Genomic DNA, 17,664 nt, shown 5'->3' on the forward strand with positions numbered 1-17,664 from the left:
GCCGAAATGATGTCGAAGTGCTCCGAATATTGAATCGGCCGGACATCCACGTCGATCACCTGGGTCGTCAGCGCCACTGTGACGCGGCCGGTGGTCGCCGGGACGGGATCCACACCGCCGTGACCGAGGAAAAACGGCTTCTCCACCAGGACTCCTTCATGGCCGGCGTCGATGGCGACCATCATGCATCCGGGTGCAGTCAAGAGGACAGCCGACAGGCCGACGAACAGGGCACGACGTCCTTTGATGTTCCACATGGCACGACCTCCTTCCTCCCCGACATTCCTCAGCCGACTGCACCCTACCGCCGGAGCGCCGTTCCGTTCTGTAAGCGGGCTCACAGACTTGCCCGGTTGAGCGCCCCTAGAATGCGACCATGGCTCGACTGGAGGTGTTCGTCCATAAAGGCTGCCTCTCTGAGCAGCGGGCTCGGGGGTTGGCCCGCGCGATTCACGAGGCGTTGCCGGCATGGGAGATCTGCGTCCGTCATGTCTCGGACACAGAGGCGGACGCGGCCGCCGTCATCGCGCTGCCGGCCTTCGTCGTGGACGGGCAGGTGGTGGCGACGGGAATTCCGCAGAAGGACTGGCTGGTCGCGAAACTCCGAGAGTGGGAGCGGAACGGGAGCAGGTGAGGGCCCGGGCGCATGCGCGGCGTACGTTCGTGCCACGGTGATCGGGAGTCGCGCGCGGTCGCGGCGAACGGGACACCAGACGATCGTCTCGATTCATCGGACACGGTGCAGGCCGTCTTCGCCGAGATCGCGCAGACGTTCGGCATCAGGTTCGTGCCGGATCTGTTTCAGGACATGGTCGCGCATCCCGCTTATCTCGAGACGTCGTGGGAACTGTTGAAGGAGGATCTGGCCCTGGACGCGATGGATGCCGGGACCAAGCGGATTGTCGCGCTGGCGATCTCGGCCGCCGCCGACGGGACCCCGTATATCCTGGCCTACCCCGAGGCGTTCAGAGGAATCGGCATCGAGGACACGCTTCTTGTCAAGGTGCGATTCTGCGCTCAGCTTTGTCGTTCATTCACTCAATTCCTGTCCGGAGTCCGTCGCGAGTACGCGCCGGAGGCGGCGCGCGTCGTGACCGGGTATCTGCGGCAGGAAGCCACTCAATCCGGTGCTGCCATGTCCACCCAGCCTTCACTCCAGCGTCACGACGACGAACCCGCGGTCAGTTGGGCGGAAAAGGCGACGATCCTGATCCTGCTCGTATTGATCCTGGCCGCGGGCGCGCTGCTCGTTCTGTTATGAGCGCACACCGGTCAGGACTTCCTCTCCACGATCCCGCGGTAGACGGGATGGCAAGCCGACGAACCGGACTGTCGGGATGGGGCTGGGCGGCGATCGCCTTGGCTGGCGCAGTCCTGCTCGCGGTCGCCTGGCTCGGCCTCGGGCAGCGGCCGGCGACCGCATTCGACCTCTCCCGGCACAGCGTCCCGTTGGATCAGATCGTGGACGGCGGGCCGGGCAAAGACGGCATTCCGGCCCTGCTGTCCCCGACATTCATCCTCGCCGCGGGAGCCTGGTTCCTGAAAGACGAGGATCGCGTGCTGGGCCTGAGCGTGGACGCGGAGGCCAAAGCCTATCCCGTCAAGATTCTCAACTGGCACGAGTTGGTCAACGATACGATCGGCGGAAAGCCGGTGGTGGTCACCTATTGCCCGCTGTGCGGCACCGGCCTCGCGTTCGATGCACGCGTCAACGGCCGGCGCTTCACGTTCGGCGTCAGCGGCCTGCTGTATCAGAGCGATCTGCTGATGTACGACCACCAGACGGAGAGCCTGTGGTCCCAGATCGCCATGCAGGCGGTGGCCGGCCCGCTGACCGGAACCAAGCTCACCCCTCTTTTCTTGGAGCATACGACCTGGGGCGAATGGCGCCGCGCCCACCCCGACACGCTCGTGTTGTCGGTCAATACCGGTTACGTCCGTGATTACGAGCGCGATCCCTACTTGGGCTATGCGGACCGGCGGGACCTGATGTTCGACACGACGTATTTCGATCCGAGCTACCATCCGAAGGAATGGGTCCTCGGGGTCGAAATCGACGGCGTCGCCAAAGCCTATCCGTTCGCGGAACTGAAGAATATAGCGACGCCGCTTGTCGACCAGGTCGGCGGGCGACGCATCACCGTCCATTTCAATGCCCGCGCGCGGAGCGCCTTTGTCACCGCCGCCGACGGCAATCCGGCGCCTTCCCTTATGGCGTACTGGTTCGCCTGGTATGCTTTTCACCCGAACACGCAGGTGTTCAAGGCACGCTGAGGCAGTCAGCAACCGCCGGTAGGCTAGCGAACAGCCAATAGCGAGTAGCTCGGAGCTATTCGCTATCAGCTATTCGCTGCTCGCTGTCAGGCGAGCGCAGCGTCAGTGTGGATGGATAACGCGCAGGGAGCGCTCAATCGCTGATTCATCTACCGGGACGACACGAGCCGAGTCAGGTGGTCGGGATTGAGGAGGGTGATCGAGCGGCCTTCGATCCGGATCAGGCCCTGTTCGCGGAACTGGCCCAGCGTCGTGCTGACCGTTTCCCGGCTGCAGCCGATGAGGTTGGCCATTTCCTGGTGAGTGAGCTTGATCCCGAGGCGGATGTGGGGCCCGTCCGGCACGCCGTCGGTCTTGCTGAGTTCGAGCAGGAGGTGGGCCAGACGGGCTGGCACGTCGCGGAAGACGAGGTCTTCCACGCGGCTTTGAATTTTGCGGAGCCGCAGCCCGATGAGCTTGGTGAGCTTCACGGACAAATCGGGATGGGTCCGCAGGTAGCGGTCGAAGTCTTCGCGCCGGATGACGCAAATGAGCGTGTCGTCGAGCGCTTCCGCAGCCGTCTCCCGCGGCCGCTCTTCGAGCACTTCCAATTCCCCGAACACCTCGCCCGGTTCCAGGATGTCGAACGTCACTTCTTTGCCGCTGGGCGCGGTGCTCGCGATCTTGACCCGTCCCTGTTTGAGGAGATACACGTTGCTGCTGGGATCGCCCGGCAGGTAGAGCGGCTGCCGTTTCTTGACCGCCTGCATCTGCGTGATGCGTTCCATTTCCTGCATCTCCGTTTGGCTGAGTCCGTCGAACAAGCGGATGTGCTTGAGGTACCAGAGCTTGTTCTGTGAGGGAGATTCCTGAGACATCGGCCACTCCCGTCGGCGGCGGCTCTACTGTACTGTTTCGGACGGTCTCAGAGCAAGCAGATGATTCTCGCGCAGGTGAGGCACGCGGAGCACGGACATCGTGACCGGACATACCGTGAATTGACATGACACGTCATCCGGTCGCACCGTCAAGCTGCATGAGCCCAATCAGAAACACAGGTCCGAGTCCCGTCGTCTGGTCCGTCAGCCTGACCTATCTCGCGCTGACGGTCTGGATGCACCTGTGGGCCCTCGAAGCCGGACTGCCTCGGACGGATCAGCCCACGAAACCCCACCACCAGGTCTGTACCTGGATCGGGACCAGCGGCGAAGCGGGGATTTGAAACTGTGTCTGATGACACTCTCCGGACGGCGAGGTCTGCGCGCGAACGGCTGCTTCGCCGGCCATGATCCGTCTTGAGGGCCGTGAAGCCGTGTGATTGGAAACGGGAGGACTACCATGCTGCTCGCCCGACCGAAGCGTCGATGGGTCATTGTGACCCTGTTCGTCATGGCTCTGGCTTCTGTCAGCGTTGCGATCTGGTTTCGCATTCGATACACAGAGGCGCCGACCTATACCGTGACCCTCACGACGTTCAGCAACGCGGACTATCCGGAGGATCCCGAAGAGCGAAGCGTCGTGTTCGGGAATTATCCGCACGGACGCCTGATCATTCATCGCACTGACAGCGGCCGATTCCGCTTTCTCATCGAACCGGCGTCTGAGCATGCCGCCAGGATCGAACTCCTCGATGTGGATCTCGCTCATCTCGTCGCGGCAGTGCCTCCGTGGGTCAAGGTGGATCCTGAGCTGACCAAGATCGGGCTGATCGACCGCGAATGGAACCGGCAGCAGGTCCGGTTCGCCCGCTCTTCTCCTCTTGTGAGCGTTGAAGAAGGCGGCGACGGGTTTGAATTCCGCGCGCTCAGCCGGGTGGACCTCGCGCGCAACTGCCTCAATGCGGGACTGTGGGAGCTGTTGCTGTTCACGGCGGAAGACGGGGAGGAGCGGGTGTATGAGCACTATTGGTTTACCTTTCCGCTCGGGCCGTACAAGCAGCTCTTCGAACAGGTGAACGGCCTTTCGTATTGGGATTACTGGTGGTCCCTCGAGCACTGGCGCTCTCCCGCCGGGACCCCGATTTCCCTCGACCACCTGCGCACTGTCGAACGCGAATGGCCCCTCCAGGCGACCGTCCGATGGGATGAACCGCTGGCCGTTCGCGGCGAACAACGGCTGAAACGCCGCAATATCTTGTCCGGTCCGGTCCATACCTATCGCGACTGGTATACCCAACCGGTCCGCTTCGCCGGCTTTATCCCGCCCGGCCGGTATTCCGTGCGGCATCCCCGCGACACCAAGCTAGCGTATCTTGCGGATTTTACGGGCGCCGTGCTTCGCCGCACCCGCATGCCCGCCCAACCCGACCCACGCGTGGAACTGGAATTGGCGTTTCGCCATCGTCAGACCGGCGAATCGACCCGCCTCGTGTTCGGCGGGCTCGATCTCGTTTCACTCCCCGCCCTTTCCCCGGCCGAATACGAGCGCGGCTGGCAGGTTCCCCTGGGAATCGGAAACCCTGGTTTCTTCGAAGCTTATGACGAGTTGGCGGCACATCCCCCGCGTCAGCGGCTGGTCTATGGCTTTCATCTCGATGCGTCCGATCGCTGGCTGGACCATCACGAGGTCGGCGTCGATGGACCGCTCCTTCATCGAGATCGAGACGATCCTTCCGTGCTGCACCTGTACTTGCTGAGCTACGAGCGCCACGCGCTGCTCAATCATTTCGTGCTCTCCCTGCCGCCCGAGCTGACAGTCACCGACGGTCCTGGCCTCGAGGGATCGAGCCGGTGAAGGGACCAGGCCTGCTCGCCACTCTGTGTTGAAGGAGATGTGCCGCCCGCTCACGCCCGGCGGCAGGCAGGCTGATCGGACAGGTTCTCGCCAGTCATACCGCCCGACGTTCTTCGTCGAATGAGGTATTGCAAGAGGGCGTCGGCCGAGAGCAGTCCAGGCCCGTGCAGCACGAAGTAGAGGAAGAGAATCCCCCAGTAGAAGGCTTCTTGTAACGCGGCCTCCGAGAGCTGTCCGTACGAGATCGAGGCGACGATATTGAGCCCGAAGAGCGAAAGGGCCGCCCATCGTCCCCCCAGTCCGATCGCCAGGAGAAACGAGCCGCCCAATTCGATCGCGGTCGCCAGATAGGCGGCGACTTCGGGCGGCAGCAGCGGCACATCGTAGACGAGGGTAAAGAGCATCACCGTCGACATCCAACTGGACAGCTTGACCATGCCGCCTTTCCAGAAAATATGGGCGAGGTACAGGCGGACGCCGAGGTCGAACACGGGCAGCAGCGACTCCAGCGCCCAGACCAGGCGGCGATAGCCGGAAACGGCGAGGGCCGCCGCGCGCGTCAGCCGGGCCGTACGCGGGCTCACGGCGTCTCCTCCCCGGAACACGCGCTCAACACTCCAAGCCTGAGCAGGGTCGCCGCAAACCGTGACCAGTCAAACTCCGGATCGGCCTCAACCGCCATCCGTTCGACTTCGGCCACGTGCTTCCCGTCCGCCATGGCTTCGAGCAATCGATGGTCCAGCGGAGCCAGTGGCGTCACCTCGACCTTCCCGCCGACTCGCGTCACGACGACCCCGGTGTCTTCCTCCCGAAGCGGCAGGTCTACCGCGTCATTGCTCGGCGCCTCCGGCTGCAGCGCCAGCCAGACGCGATGCACCGGCAAGGAGAAATGCAGGAGTCGAGCCGCCGCATGAAGGCGGACCGTCACGCGCGACGGATCCAGCGAGGTCATGGCCTCCAGGTGATCCCGGGACAGCGGCGGAGAGTCGGCGGCTTGATGCACCTCATGGCAGGCCCACTCGAGTTTCGCCAACTCCACGAGCACCCGAGGCGCCTGCACCGCCTGGAGAAGCGCCGGGAGACGGCGCCCGTACCCAAAGAGATCGCCGCTGGTCGAAGGCTCGCGCTGCAGGTATCCGCGCGCGAGGATGTCGAAGTACCGAGGCCCGACGAGCCGGCGCAGAACGGGATAGGTGACCGCGAGCACCTGCGTGTAGTTGATCCGGATCAGGCGGCGATAGAGCGCCAGGCTCCGCAGGGCGCTCCCTTCCGGCACGATCGCCCCCACGACGGCATGGGGCTTCCCGCCCACGAGTGCCTCGACGAACGCGTGCTGGAGTTCACGAAGCCGCGACATGGCTGCCCCTCAGAATCGCATCCGCCTGCCGGGCCTGGGCGACCAGCACGGAAAGCGGCGGCAGATTGGTGTCCCATTCGATCAGCGTCGGTCGAGGGCCGATGCGACCGATCGTCCACTCGTACAGTTCCCAGACTTTCTGATGCACCACCCGGCCATGCGTATCGACCAGCCAGCTCCCGAAGCGGTCGAAGCCCGCCAAGTGAAGCTCCTCAACCGCCTGGGCCGGAATCGCTCTCAGAAAAACAAGAGGATCTTCGCCGAAGTTGACGGCGTTGACATACACATTGTTGAGATCGAGCAGAATCCGGCAGCCGGTTCTCCGAGCGACCTCAGCGATGAACTCTCCCTCCGGCACGATGGAATCCCGCCAGGCGAGATAGCGGGTGATGTTCTCGATGAGCAGCGGCCGCCGCAAGACTTCCTGAACTTCCTCGATTCGTGCACAGACATGCTCCAGGCTTTCCGTGGTGTAGGGAAGAGGCAGCAACTCGTTCACGAACCGACCTCCGGCGGAACTCCAGGAGAGATGCTCCGATACGAATACGGGCTCGAAGCGGTCGATCAACGCTTTGAGTTTATGAAGATGATCGCGGTCGATCGGATCGGTGGAGCCGAGGGAGAGTCCGACCCCGTGAAAACTCAAGGGGTACAGGGCCCTGATCCGCTCAAGCATGCGGAGAGCCATCCCTCCCTCTCCGAAGTAATTCTCCGGATGGGTTTCCATCCAGGCGACCGGCGGAGGCTCCTCCAGAATCTCTCGGAAGTGATGCGAGCGAAGCCCGATCCCGGCTTGCGCCGGGATCGGAGGTGATGAGACGAACGCAGTCATTGGCGATGGCCCTACATTTTTTTCTTCATCATCTCTTTCATTTTGGCCAGATCGTCCTTGGTGATCGGCAGCACCTTGCCGTTCGCGATCTTCGCGCACAGTCCTTTCGGCAGGAACACATAGGAATCGGGCTCGTTGTCGCTCTTGGCCATGCCGACGCAGGAATGGAGGCTGGTCTTGATCGCGCAGTCGTTCATCCCGGCCCTGGCGACACCGCCGCAGGCCTCCCAGCCGGAGGGCAGCTCCGGCATCTTGGGCGGTTCGGCAAACGCCTGGGTTCCTACCACACTCAGTGCGGCCAACAGTGCGGAATTGAACACGGCGTGCTTCTTATTCGTCTTTGCATTCATGGGTCTCTCCTTTCGATAGTCGTAAATGTGTTCGGCCTCTCCGCTCACGCTGGTCGCTACTCACGGCGATTTCCTCACGACACCTCCTTTCGATACGCGTGAAAGGACCGGCGAGCCCCTCTCAGCCTACCCGGGAGACTCACGATACGCTGTGAGGCAGCTTACAGTTGCCGTAGAAGTATCGGACGGCGAATCAAGCGGGACATCGGCTGCGATCGGCTTCCGGTCAGAACCAATGTTCGGACGGTCGAGGCACGGTGTCCGTGCGCTCGCGCCCTCCCCCCTTTCCAATCCTGAACAACGGGAAAGGGAATAAAGGTCAGACGATCCCGAGAAAGACGGCAAGGGAGCGGTCGACGCTGTCGACGCGGACCATCATGGAGTAATGGGGACAGACCTTGTTCTGTGCGCACAACAGTATGAGGCTGTCGCTTAAGGCCTGATGCATAACACAAGGTCTGACCCCACTTTTCAACCCCGATGCTGGGCGTTAGGCCGCGCTTGGGACACGCCACAGACGCTTGCACGGCCACATCAAATGTGTTACATCGTCACACATGAAAGCATCGACCGTGACAATCCGCCTCGACGCCAAGATGCAGCGCGAACTGGATCGCTTAAGCCGCCAGTTAGGACGCAGCCGCAGCGACATTGTTCGCGACGCCGTGAGACGGCAGGTCGCTCTCCTACGATTTGAGCGGTCGCGCCGCGCGTTGTTGCCTCTCGCCGAGGCGCAGGGCATCCTCACCGACGAGGACGTGTTTCGCATCGTGTCGTGAGGGTCTTTCTCGACACCAACGTGCTGGTCAGTGCGTACACGGCCCGCGGCATCTGCGCCGACCTCCTACGGTACATCCTCGCCGAGCATGAATTACTCACAGGGGAGGTGAACCTTGTTGAACTGCGGCACGTGTTGGGGGGTCGATTCCGCGCGTCACCAGAGCTGATCGCCGCCGTCGAAGCGGAGCTCCGCGATGCAACGATCGTTCCGAAGCCCGCGAAACCTTCCCCGCTTCCCATTCGCGACTTCGACGACCGGTGGGTGCTTGCGTCGGCGGTGGCTGGCCATGCCGATCTGCTGGTCACGGGAGACCAAGACCTCTTGGCGGTCGCACGTCAGGCTCCGCTCGCCATCGTCGATCCGCGCGGCTGTTGGGATCGTCTCCGCAAGTAGCGGTGCCGCTCCGTAGAGTGAGCTGGCAAGGGGCTTTTCTCGGAAACGCCGATGGATGAATAGTCAGACGAAGGAACGGGGTCACCATCACGTTGACGAATCCCTGATGCAGAAACAAGAACCCCCTACCAGGCGACCGACCCAGACCGCCTGTGATTCCAATTCATCGATCCGGGATATGCTGCGGGCTGATCGGCTGATAGACTGCGCAATTCGCAATCTATCTCGGCCAGCTCCGCGCAGCGATCCCTTGCTAGCCCGCATTATTCAGGACCGCTTCTCCTGCAACCGCCGATACGCCGCTGCGCCAAGGCTGGCCGCGCCGTACAGCGCCCAGCCGGGCGGGCTCGCCTCTCGTGGCCTCGACATACGGTGTCAAGTCTGCCTCGGCCTCTCAGGGCTCCGCGCGGGGGTGCCCATTGCTCTTCTCGTGCAATGGGTCCAACGCTTGGCGTCTTGGCGATTTCGTCACAAACCGTCATGAATAATGTGGGTGAAGCGATCGCCGACACACAACAGAGGAATTCGCCACACGGTCATGACTCCCCCTCACATCCCCCGCGAGCGAAGAAGAGCCCCCGGTGGATATCGCCGATGCTGACCACGCCGACAAGCTTGCCGTGCTCCACGACCGGGATGCGCCGAAGGTTCTTGAGTCCCATATAAGAGGCGGCCTCCAAGATCGGCGTCTCCGGAGTGACGGTGAGCGGATTGCGCGTCATGATGTCTTCGGCTTTCTTCGCCAACACCTCCGGGTAACCTTTCTCCATTTCCAGAAAGTCCCGGCTGCGGACGTTGTCGTGAATGTAGTCTCCATAGTTGGGATACATCGGCATCATGACGTCTCTCAGCGTGACGATCCCGACCAAGCGATCATCATCCTCCACGATCGGAATCGCGCCGCACCGCCTGGTGAGCATCTTGACGACAACCGATCGCACCATGTCCGTTCTTTTCGCCGTGACCACGCCCGTCGACATGACATCATGAACTCGCATAGAACCTCCGTGGCTTGCTCCAGCACCCATTGACGGGTGCGCCCCGTTCATTCGGCAGAAGAAACGCGGGACCGCAGGTCGAAGTGATAACGCGCGCCGCACGACCGGCAGCGGGCCAGCCAGAGGCAGCCGTCCGGATAGTAGTCGCACTGGAGCAGAGGGGCGTGATCGTGGCTCCCGCACGTCGGACAGGGGAGTGCTTCCAGTGGCGGCTGCCCGGCATGGGCCGGATCGCGCGAACTGGTCATGGCGCGCCTCCTTCCCGATACTCGATACAGAACAAGACTTCCTGTTTCTTCATCCATCCATCCCTGTCGTGCGGACGGGTCAGCCGCGCTCAAGCACTGACCAGGCGTGGAAGACGCGGCTTCTTTCGCGCCGTCTCACCGACCGGGACGGCGATTCGCCGGCGATTATCGAGAATCACCGCGTCCACGATCTCGCCGCATTGCAGGCATCGATACCCATCGAAGCAGAGGGCATCGCCAGTTTCGTGAACATCGCAGATCTCTTCCAGCACCATCAGTCCATGACACCGGTGACAGGTCATGACGAGCCTCCTTCTGCATGGGTGCGCTTTCTCTGCTTCTGCGCGTCATCATACCCGCCGCCATGAAGGCCTTCTGTAAGGCCCCCCACAGGTCCGCGGAGAAAAAGATCCTCTGTGTAGAAAATGCCCCCCTCCCCCTCCCCTCTCCCCCAGGATGGGGGAGAGGATAAAGGTGAGGGGGCCTCGGACGGGGTATTTTCATGATGCGTGGATGAGCCAAGGACTCATGAAGACTGCTTTGTAAGCCAGACCACAGAGCGGCCGAGATCCTCTTTGGTAAAAGAACGGTATCGTTCACCAGTATTCCCAACCAACAAGGAGGAAGGGCTATGGCCAAGGTCGCCATCATCGTGTTCGCGGATACGGAGACGCACGAGGGACTGGGACGGGTCGTCAACGCGCTGGAGGCGGTCAAGGAATTCAAGGAGGCCCATGAGGACGTGCAGCTTATCTTCGACGGCGCCGGGCCCAAGTGGATTCCGGAACTGTCGAAGCCGGACCACAAGATTCATGGGCTCTATGAAGCCGTGAAGGATCGAATCGCCGGCGCGTGCGAATTCTGCGCGGGCGCGTTCGGCGTCAAAGACAAAGTCGTGGCGTGCGGCGTGAGGCTGGCCGGGGACTTTGAAGGCCACCCGAGCTTTAGGAAACTGGTGTCGGCGGGCTATCAGGTCATCACGTTTTGAGCGGCATTTCGTGCGGTCCCGCCGCTCCGTATGACCTGCCGGCCGCGCCACAGAGCGTAGAGTGCGGGGATCACCAGCAGCGTCAGGATGGTGGACGATATCATGCCGCCGATCATCGGCGCCGCGATCCGTTTCATGACGTCGGCGCCGGTCCCATGGCTCCACATGATCGGCAGCAGGCCAAGGAGGACGGCTGAGGCGGTCATCATCTTCGGCCTCACCCGTTGGACCGCTCCCTCGATGATGGCTTCCCGAAGGTCGGTCATCGAGCGCAGACGGCCCTCTCGCTGCCGCCGCTCATAGGCCTCGTCCAGAAAGATGATCATGACGACTCCCGTCTCGGCCGCGACGCCCGCCAGGGCGATGATGCCCACCCAGACCGCCACGCTCAGGTGATACTGGAGGAAGTAGAGAAACACGACCGCGCCCACGACCCCGAACGGCACCGACAGGAGGACAATCAGGCTTCTCGTGACCGATTTAAAATTCAGATAGAGCAGCACGAAAATCAGAAAGATCGTGACCGGCACCACGACCTTCAGCCGGGCCTTGGCCCGTTCGAGGTACTGGAATTGTCCGCCCCAGGCGAGCGAATAGCCGGCGGGCAATGCCACGCGGTCCCGGATCAATTGCTGCACCTCTTCCACATACCTCCCCAAATCCCGTCCCGCCACATCGACGAACACAATGCCGGCCAGGGAGCCGTTCTCGTCGCGAACCGCGGGAGGGCCCGTGGTCAGAGCGATCCGAGCCAGTTGGCCCAGAGGAATCTGAGCGCCATTGCGGGCTTCCACAAGGACCCGCCGGAGCGATTCCGGGTCTTCCCGTAGCTCCCGCAGATAGCGGACGTTCACGGGATACCGCTCGCGGCCTTCCACAGTCTGCGTGATGTTCTTGCCTCCGATGGCCGATTCGATGACATCTTCCACATCCTCGACCGTAAGCCCATAGCGGGCCGCCTCCTCGCGATCGACGTGAACGTCGAGGTAGTAGCCGCCGGTGACACGCTCCGCATAGGCGCTGCGGGTCCCCGGAACGCCTTGCAGCAGCCCTTCGATCTCCAGGCCGATCCGCTCGATCTCCGTGAGATCCGGCCCGAGAATCTTGATGCCAAGATTGCTGCGGATCCCGGTCGCGAGCATCTCGGTCCGCGTCTGGATCGGCATCCACCAGATGTTGGGCATCCCTGGGAATTTCACCACCTCGTCCATCTCGGCGATCAGCGAGTCCCAGGTCACGCCTGGCCGCCACTGCTCCTCCGGCTTCAGGGTCACCACGGTCTCCGCCATGCTCAAGTGGGCCGGATCGGTCGGGGTCCTCGCCCGGCCGATCTTGCCGAACACATGCTCCACTTCAGGAAATTGCTTGAGCAACTGGTCTTGCCGTTGCAGCAGCGTGCCCGCCTGGGTCACCGAGATGCCGGGCAAGGCAGTCGGCATATACAGGATCGTCCCTTCGTTCAGCGGCGGCATGAATTCGGATCCGAGCTTTTTATACATGGGTACCGAACTCGCCACCGCCACGACGGCCAGGATCACGACCAGCCAGCGCACGCGCAAGGCGCCGGACACCAGCGGCCGATAGAGCCAAATCAAGGCTCGGTTGATCGGATTGTGTTCCTCCGGTGCGATCTTCCCTCTGATCAGCCGGACCATCAAAAGCGGCGCGAGGGTAATCGAGACGAACGCCGCAAACAACATTGCCGCGCTCTTGGTGAAGGCCAGCGGCCTGAAGAGGCGCCCCTCCTGAGCTTCCAGCGTGAAGACCGGCAGGAAGGAGATTGTGATGACGAGCAACGAAAAGAAGAGCGGCTTGCCGACCTCTTGGGCCGCACGTATGACCACGGCGGTCCGAGAGCCGGGCTGCCCGGCGCGGTCCCACTGCTCCAAGCGCTTATGGGCGTTCTCGATCATGACGATGACCGCGTCCACCATGGCCCCGATGGCGATGGCGATGCCGGCCAACGACATGATGTTCGAGGTGATGCCCAGATAGTACATCGCGAGAAACGAGAGCAGGATCGCGACCGGCAAGATGAGGATCGCGACGAGAGCAGAGCGAAGATGGAACAGAAACACCAGGCTGACGGCGCTCACGACGAAGCTGATCTCAATCAGCTTCTCCTTCAGAGTGGCAATGGCCCGGAGAATCAGATCGGAGCGATCATAGACTGGGACGATCTTAATCCCCTTCGGCAGGGACGGCGTGATTTCCTTGAGCTTGGCCTTCACGCGGTCGATCACCGCGAGCGCATTCTCGCCGTAGCGCATGACCACGATGCCGCCCACCGTTTCCCCCTGGCCGTCCAGCTCGGCGATGCCGCGACGCAGATCGGGACCGATGGTCACATGGGCCACGTCTTGCACCGTGATCGGGGTGCCCTGCCGGTCGGTCCCCAGCGGCACGTGTCGGATATCGTCCAGTGACCGGATATAGCCCCTCCCCCGCACCATATATTCCCGCTCGCCGGCCTCGATGACACGGCCTCCCACGTCGTTGTTGCTGCGTCGGATCGCCTCGATCACTTTCTTCAGCGGGATGTGATAGCCCAGCAGCTTGTTGGGATCGACCTGCACCTGGTACTGCTTCACGAATCCGCCGATCGACGCCACCTCGGCCACGCCCGGCACGCTCTGAAGCCAATAGCGCAGGTACCAATCCTGAAAACTGCGCAGATCGGCGAGATCATGCAGACCGGATGTGTCCACCAGCGCGTACTGGAAGACCCAGCCGACACCGGTTGCATCGGGACCCAGCGTCGGCGAGACGCCTTCGGGCAGCTTGCCGGTCACGCCCTGCAGGTACTCCACCACCCGGCTTCTGGCCCAGTACATATCGGTGCCGTCCTCGAAAATGATGTAGACAAAGGAGAGTCCCAGGAAGGACTGCCCGCGGACGGACTTGATCCGTGGCGCGCCCAACATGGAAGTGACAATGGGGTAGGTGATCTGATCTTCGACCAGATCCGGACTGCGCCCGGGCCACTCGGTGAACACAATCACCTGCACATCCGAGAGATCAGGGATCGCATCCAGCGGGGTGTGATAGACCGCCCACAGCCCCCACCCCATCAGAAAGAGCGTCGCCAGGAAGACCAGAAACGCATTCCGGACGCTCCATTCGATGACGCGCGCGATCATGATAAACCCGTGATGCGTCATGCGTGATCCGTGATGGATGGGTAACGCATCTGCTTGCGCATCACGCTTCACGCTTCACGTATTACGGCCTATTTCATTCCCGGCATCCCACCACCGGCCGTCACCGAAAATGTCTCCTTGATGTCCGGCCAGCCCGTGCGCTGGATCGTTAGCATGAGGTCCCACTGGCCTCCCATGCCGAGGTTCGCCCTGGCCTCGTACACGCCGTCTTTCACCAGCCTCATGGGAATCGTGGCCGGGACCATTCCCGGCATCGGCATGGTGTACGTCAGCAGCACCTTCGCAGTGGACATCGGGTTCGCAGCCTCGTCCGTCAGCTTCAGCCGGATCTGGTTCTCTCCGATCCGAGGCGGCGCGGGCTCGGTCGAGAGCACCAGTGCGAGCCCCCCGGCCTTCTTTTCCAGCTTGGCCCCGGCGGACTTGGCCGCTTGCATCTTTGGCACCCCCATCTCCATGCCGCCCATGTCCACCTTGCCCATCTGAGCCTGCTCCATCCTGATCCCGCCCATGCCCAAGGCACCCATCATGTTCGTGGCGGCCACCAGCTTGCTTTCCGAGTCAATGAGGAAATTGCCCGAAATCACCACGCGGTCTCCATCGGTGACGCCTTCGCGGACTTCATAATAGGGCCCGACCTTCGGGCCGAGCTTGACCGAGCGCGGCTCAAACATTCCTTCGCCCCGGACGACAAAGACCAAGGCCTGCGTGCCGGAATCGAGCACGGCTTGTTCCGGAACCGCCAGTTTGTTTCCCCGATTCACCTGGATGAGCACATCCCCGTACATGTCCGGCTTGATCCGGATGCCAGGGTTCGGCAGGTCCAGCCGGACCTTGACGGTCCTGGCCTCCTTGTTCACATAGGGATAGATGTACGACACCCGGCCGTGGAACTGTTCCCCGGGGTAAGACGCGAAGGTCACCGTGGCGGGCTGTCCGATTTGCACGAACGGCACCTCATACTCGTACACCTCGGCATTGATCCAGACCGCGGACAGATCCGCGATGGTGTACAGCGTCATCTCGGGCTGCACAAACATCCCTTTGAACACTTTCTTGTCGATCACGTACCCCCGTATCGGCGAATAGATCGTGACATACGTTCGGGCCTTGCCGCGCCTCGCCAGGTCATCGACCTGATCGTCGGTAAGGGTCCACAGCTTCAGTCGATCGCGCGCGGCTTCCACCATCTGGTCCGCCTGTCGGCGGACCTCGGGAATCGGACTGTCTTTCACCTTGTCCCGCGCCTTCAGCGCGAGCAGGTACTCGTCCTGCGTGGCCACCAGATCCGGGCTGTACAAGGTGAACAAGGGTTGGCCTTTCCGGACGACCTGCCCGGTGTAATCCACGAACAGATCCTCGACCCATCCCGAGATGCGCAGATTGACAGAGGCGATGCGTTGTTCATCGTAGTCCGCCCTGCCGACGGCCCGAACGACGGTCTCAAGCGACCGCCTCTCCACGACCGAAGTCTTCACCCCGATCAATTGTTGTTTGAATGGTGTGACCATGGCGTATGCCTGCGCAGGTCCGCCCTCCGGAGCCGCGGAGGGCTTCATCTTTTCCGTACCGGGCGTCCGCGGCTCGCCTGGCAAGTCGTGGCCGGACCTCTGCTCGTCTGTCCGTGCAGGATAGGGACGTTCCCCTCCCTCGATGAGCCATACCCCGACGGTCACTATGATCACTGCGATTGTGATCCACACCGTTTGTTTTCCTCTCCAGGCCTTGGTGCGCATGGCAAACCTCCTCACAGTTCTCTGCCGACCACCTGCTCCAGTTCCGCCAAGCGCTTCTCCCGGTCGACCAGCGATTGGTAATAGGCAAGTTGAAAATCCCGCCAGGCCCGGTCGGCTTCGATCAGATCCAGAAAAGACGTCCTCCCGGTGCGATACCCGGCCCGTGCGGCCTCGACGCTCTGTTCGGCCTGCGGCAACACCGTGGTCCGATACAGCATCGCCACCTTCCAACTAGCCCGGACTTTTGCCAGAAGATCCCGGATCTGGAAGCGGGTCAGGTTTTCCAACGTATGAAGATCGGCGCGCGCGGCCGCAACTGCAGCCGTCGCCTCCTGCACACCGGCGTCGTACTTAGGCTTGGTCCAGAACGAGAACGGCAGGTTGATCGACATGACCGCGCCGAAGCCGTCCGGAGCCTGAAAGTTCTGGAACCGTTGCACCGCCACCGTGACATCCGGATAGTACTGACGGCGCGCCAGGTCGCGGGCCTGCTCGTTTCGCCGCACCGCCAGACCGGCCGCTTTCACCTCCGGCCTGGCGTCGGCTGCCATCTGAAACAGCTCGTCGAGGTCTTTGTCGAACCGGATCGTACGCGGCCCTTGCGGGAGTCCCAACGGCGCCCGGGGGTCCCGATTCAGCAGCGTGTTGACGTTGGCCTGAGCCGTCTCGCGACGCTGTTCAAGGACCGGCAACTCTTGGTGAAGCGTGGAGAGTTCCACTTGCGCCTTGAGCACATCCACCTGACTCCCTTTTCCCGTGCGGAATTTCGCCAGGGCGACCTCTAGAAACTGCGTCAGCAGGTCGATCTGCTCGTGATGGATTTGGATCGCCTTATGCGCAAAGAACAGGTCGTAATAGGCCCGCTTGACACGGGCGATCAGGTCGCGTTCCTTGGCCCGGAGCGCCTGCTCGGTCATCTCAGCCGACCGGCCGGCCACCTCTTCCTTGAGCGCGAGTTTTCCGGGAAAGGGGAATTTTTGCGACAGCCCGATGATCGTGTTCTGCGCTTGTCCCAGGTTGAAGGATTCGGGAGTGTTCCACCACTGGACCGACAGAGTCGGGTCGTCCAGCGACCCCGCCTGCGTCACCCGTTGCGAGGCCGCCTCCCATTGTCGGCGTGCCGCCTGAATCTCCGGGTTGCGAGCCAAAGCTTCCCGGATCAACTCCGGCAGTGCCAGCGTCGCCTGAGCCGGTGTATCGGCTCCATGCGCGACCGGAGACATCCCAAGCGCGAGCGCCAGCCCTATCCCTCCTGCCGCAAGAGAGCTCATGGGGAAATTGCATTTCATGCCATAGTCCTCCTCGATGTGGAGTCAGCTCGGCGTCCATTGCCCGGCCGTGCGAAACCGGCGATGAATTCAGGAGCAACTCGGTCGTCGCCAAGTTGCGCTGAGCCCGTAGAGCTTTGACAGAGAGAACGAAACGGTGAGACCCGGAGGGATCAGATACGAAGCACTGAGGTCTTTAGCAGGAGATCAAGTGGCGGACCGACTGCGGGATGCTCGGACAAGCAGCCGCCATGGGAGGCGGCACCGAGGAGAGGAGTCGATAAATCCAGGATGGCCGCGCAGATGATCTGCGAGTCAATGCCCGCCATCGATTCATCCGTGGACTGGACGCCGAGAGTCTTGTAGGTATCGCAGAACTGCCGAACCGGCTGCTCGTCAGGCGCTGAACAACCGTTTGTCATCGCGGAGCCGGAGGCGTTGAAGAGCGGCACCAGGCACGCATAGGCGTTGAAGCTCAACGCAAGGAAGAGCACGACAAGCGTTCCGGCGATCAACGATCGAGAGCCTTGGAAACGTAATCGCATGCGCTTAGTCTATCCCTCCGCAAC

21 protein-coding genes are annotated in these 17,664 nt (G+C 62.2%); 8 read left to right on the forward strand and 13 right to left on the reverse strand.

The annotated features are described in order from the left end of the window. The coding region (locus AB1555_14665) for a hypothetical protein (GenBank protein ID MEW6247938.1) at positions 1-257 on the reverse strand (257 nt) is incomplete at its 3' end. Between the two features lie 119 nt (positions 258-376). Between AB1555_14665 and AB1555_14670 the strand changes: the two genes are divergently transcribed. From AB1555_14670 to AB1555_14680, 3 genes are read left to right on the forward strand one after another with little or no spacing between them, the layout of a single operon-like run. Continuing rightward, a complete protein-coding gene (locus AB1555_14670) occupies positions 377-634 on the forward strand; it encodes a hypothetical protein (protein ID MEW6247939.1) in 258 nt (85 codons plus the stop codon). Positions 635-646: 12 nt separating this feature from the next. Next, the gene (locus tag AB1555_14675) at positions 647-1,261 is read left to right on the forward strand and encodes a hypothetical protein (protein ID MEW6247940.1); all 615 of its coding nucleotides are present in this window, start codon (positions 647-649) and stop codon (positions 1,259-1,261) included. Positions 1,262-1,308: 47 nt separating this feature from the next. Further along, positions 1,309-2,274, forward strand: a complete 966-nt coding sequence (locus tag AB1555_14680) for a DUF3179 domain-containing protein (GenBank protein MEW6247941.1) — start codon at positions 1,309-1,311, stop codon at positions 2,272-2,274. Positions 2,275-2,423: 149 nt separating this feature from the next. On the opposite strand, the gene AB1555_14685 is transcribed toward AB1555_14680, so the two are convergent. Continuing rightward, positions 2,424-3,131: a Crp/Fnr family transcriptional regulator gene (locus AB1555_14685; protein ID MEW6247942.1), complete on the reverse strand. Its 708-nt coding sequence runs from the start codon at positions 3,129-3,131 to the stop codon at positions 2,424-2,426. Between the two features lie 158 nt (positions 3,132-3,289). Between AB1555_14685 and AB1555_14690 the strand changes: the two genes are divergently transcribed. Further along, positions 3,290-3,475 (forward strand): hypothetical protein, encoded by a 186-nt coding sequence (locus AB1555_14690; protein ID MEW6247943.1) that lies wholly within the window; start codon positions 3,290-3,292, stop codon positions 3,473-3,475. 116 nt (positions 3,476-3,591) lie between these two features. After that, on the forward strand, positions 3,592-4,986 hold the full coding sequence (locus AB1555_14695) for a hypothetical protein (protein ID MEW6247944.1): 1,395 nt from the start codon (positions 3,592-3,594) through the stop codon (positions 4,984-4,986). A 50-nt stretch (positions 4,987-5,036) separates the two neighbouring features. Here the strand turns inward: AB1555_14695 and AB1555_14700 are convergent, their stop codons facing one another. The 4 genes from AB1555_14700 to AB1555_14715 are packed head-to-tail and all read right to left on the reverse strand — an operon-like array spanning position 5,037 to position 7,525. Next, a complete protein-coding gene (locus AB1555_14700) occupies positions 5,037-5,570 on the reverse strand; it encodes a DoxX family protein (GenBank protein ID MEW6247945.1) in 534 nt (177 codons plus the stop codon). Beyond that, the gene (locus AB1555_14705) at positions 5,567-6,343 is read right to left on the reverse strand and encodes a DNA-binding domain-containing protein (protein ID MEW6247946.1); all 777 of its coding nucleotides are present in this window, start codon (positions 6,341-6,343) and stop codon (positions 5,567-5,569) included. Before AB1555_14705 ends, AB1555_14700 begins: the two co-directional genes overlap by 4 nt. Beyond that, the gene (locus tag AB1555_14710; protein MEW6247947.1) at positions 6,327-7,175 is read right to left on the reverse strand and encodes a DUF692 domain-containing protein; all 849 of its coding nucleotides are present in this window, start codon (positions 7,173-7,175) and stop codon (positions 6,327-6,329) included. The genes AB1555_14705 and AB1555_14710 overlap by 17 nt, the downstream gene beginning before the upstream one ends. Positions 7,176-7,186: 11 nt before the next feature. Continuing rightward, positions 7,187-7,525 (reverse strand): DUF2282 domain-containing protein, encoded by a 339-nt coding sequence (locus AB1555_14715; protein MEW6247948.1) that lies wholly within the window; start codon positions 7,523-7,525, stop codon positions 7,187-7,189. A gap of 557 nt (positions 7,526-8,082) precedes the next feature. Between AB1555_14715 and AB1555_14720 the strand changes: the two genes are divergently transcribed. Both AB1555_14720 and AB1555_14725 read left to right on the forward strand, forming a co-directional pair. After that, positions 8,083-8,304: a ribbon-helix-helix protein, CopG family gene (locus AB1555_14720; protein ID MEW6247949.1), complete on the forward strand. Its 222-nt coding sequence runs from the start codon at positions 8,083-8,085 to the stop codon at positions 8,302-8,304. Then, positions 8,301-8,699, forward strand: a complete 399-nt coding sequence (locus AB1555_14725) for a putative toxin-antitoxin system toxin component, PIN family (GenBank protein ID MEW6247950.1) — start codon at positions 8,301-8,303, stop codon at positions 8,697-8,699. Before AB1555_14720 ends, AB1555_14725 begins: the two co-directional genes overlap by 4 nt. Positions 8,700-9,235: 536 nt before the next feature. Here the strand turns inward: AB1555_14725 and AB1555_14730 are convergent. The 3 genes from AB1555_14730 to AB1555_14740 all read right to left on the reverse strand — a co-directional run bounded on the left by AB1555_14730 (position 9,236) and on the right by AB1555_14740 (position 10,247). Beyond that, positions 9,236-9,697 carry a CBS domain-containing protein gene (locus AB1555_14730; protein ID MEW6247951.1) on the reverse strand — a complete coding sequence of 154 codons (462 nt, stop codon included), beginning with the start codon at positions 9,695-9,697 and terminating at the stop codon, positions 9,236-9,238. 47 nt (positions 9,698-9,744) lie between these two features. After that, positions 9,745-9,945 carry a hypothetical protein gene (locus AB1555_14735; protein ID MEW6247952.1) on the reverse strand — a complete coding sequence of 67 codons (201 nt, stop codon included), beginning with the start codon at positions 9,943-9,945 and terminating at the stop codon, positions 9,745-9,747. Between the two features lie 89 nt (positions 9,946-10,034). After that, the gene (locus tag AB1555_14740) at positions 10,035-10,247 is read right to left on the reverse strand and encodes a hypothetical protein (protein ID MEW6247953.1); all 213 of its coding nucleotides are present in this window, start codon (positions 10,245-10,247) and stop codon (positions 10,035-10,037) included. Between the two features lie 329 nt (positions 10,248-10,576). Between AB1555_14740 and AB1555_14745 the strand changes: the two genes are divergently transcribed. Continuing rightward, entirely contained in the window at positions 10,577-10,933 is a 357-nt protein-coding gene (locus tag AB1555_14745) for a hypothetical protein (protein ID MEW6247954.1), read from the forward strand. Here the strand turns inward: AB1555_14745 and AB1555_14750 are convergent. The 4 genes from AB1555_14750 to AB1555_14765 form a co-directional block, all read right to left on the reverse strand. Continuing rightward, on the reverse strand, positions 10,915-14,073 hold the full coding sequence (locus AB1555_14750; GenBank protein ID MEW6247955.1) for a CusA/CzcA family heavy metal efflux RND transporter: 3,159 nt from the start codon (positions 14,071-14,073) through the stop codon (positions 10,915-10,917). The genes AB1555_14745 and AB1555_14750 overlap by 19 nt on opposite strands. A gap of 89 nt (positions 14,074-14,162) precedes the next feature. Next, entirely contained in the window at positions 14,163-15,827 is a 1,665-nt protein-coding gene (locus AB1555_14755) for an efflux RND transporter periplasmic adaptor subunit (GenBank protein ID MEW6247956.1), read from the reverse strand. A gap of 11 nt (positions 15,828-15,838) precedes the next feature. Then, entirely contained in the window at positions 15,839-17,116 is a 1,278-nt protein-coding gene (locus AB1555_14760; GenBank protein MEW6247957.1) for a TolC family protein, read from the reverse strand. A 152-nt stretch (positions 17,117-17,268) separates the two neighbouring features. After that, the gene (locus AB1555_14765) at positions 17,269-17,640 is read right to left on the reverse strand and encodes a hypothetical protein (GenBank protein MEW6247958.1); all 372 of its coding nucleotides are present in this window, start codon (positions 17,638-17,640) and stop codon (positions 17,269-17,271) included. Positions 17,641-17,664 lie beyond the last annotated feature (24 nt).

The sequence above is a fragment of the Nitrospirota bacterium genome (genome assembly GCA_040755395.1).
Lineage (GTDB): Bacteria > Nitrospirota > Nitrospiria > Nitrospirales > Nitrospiraceae > DATLZU01.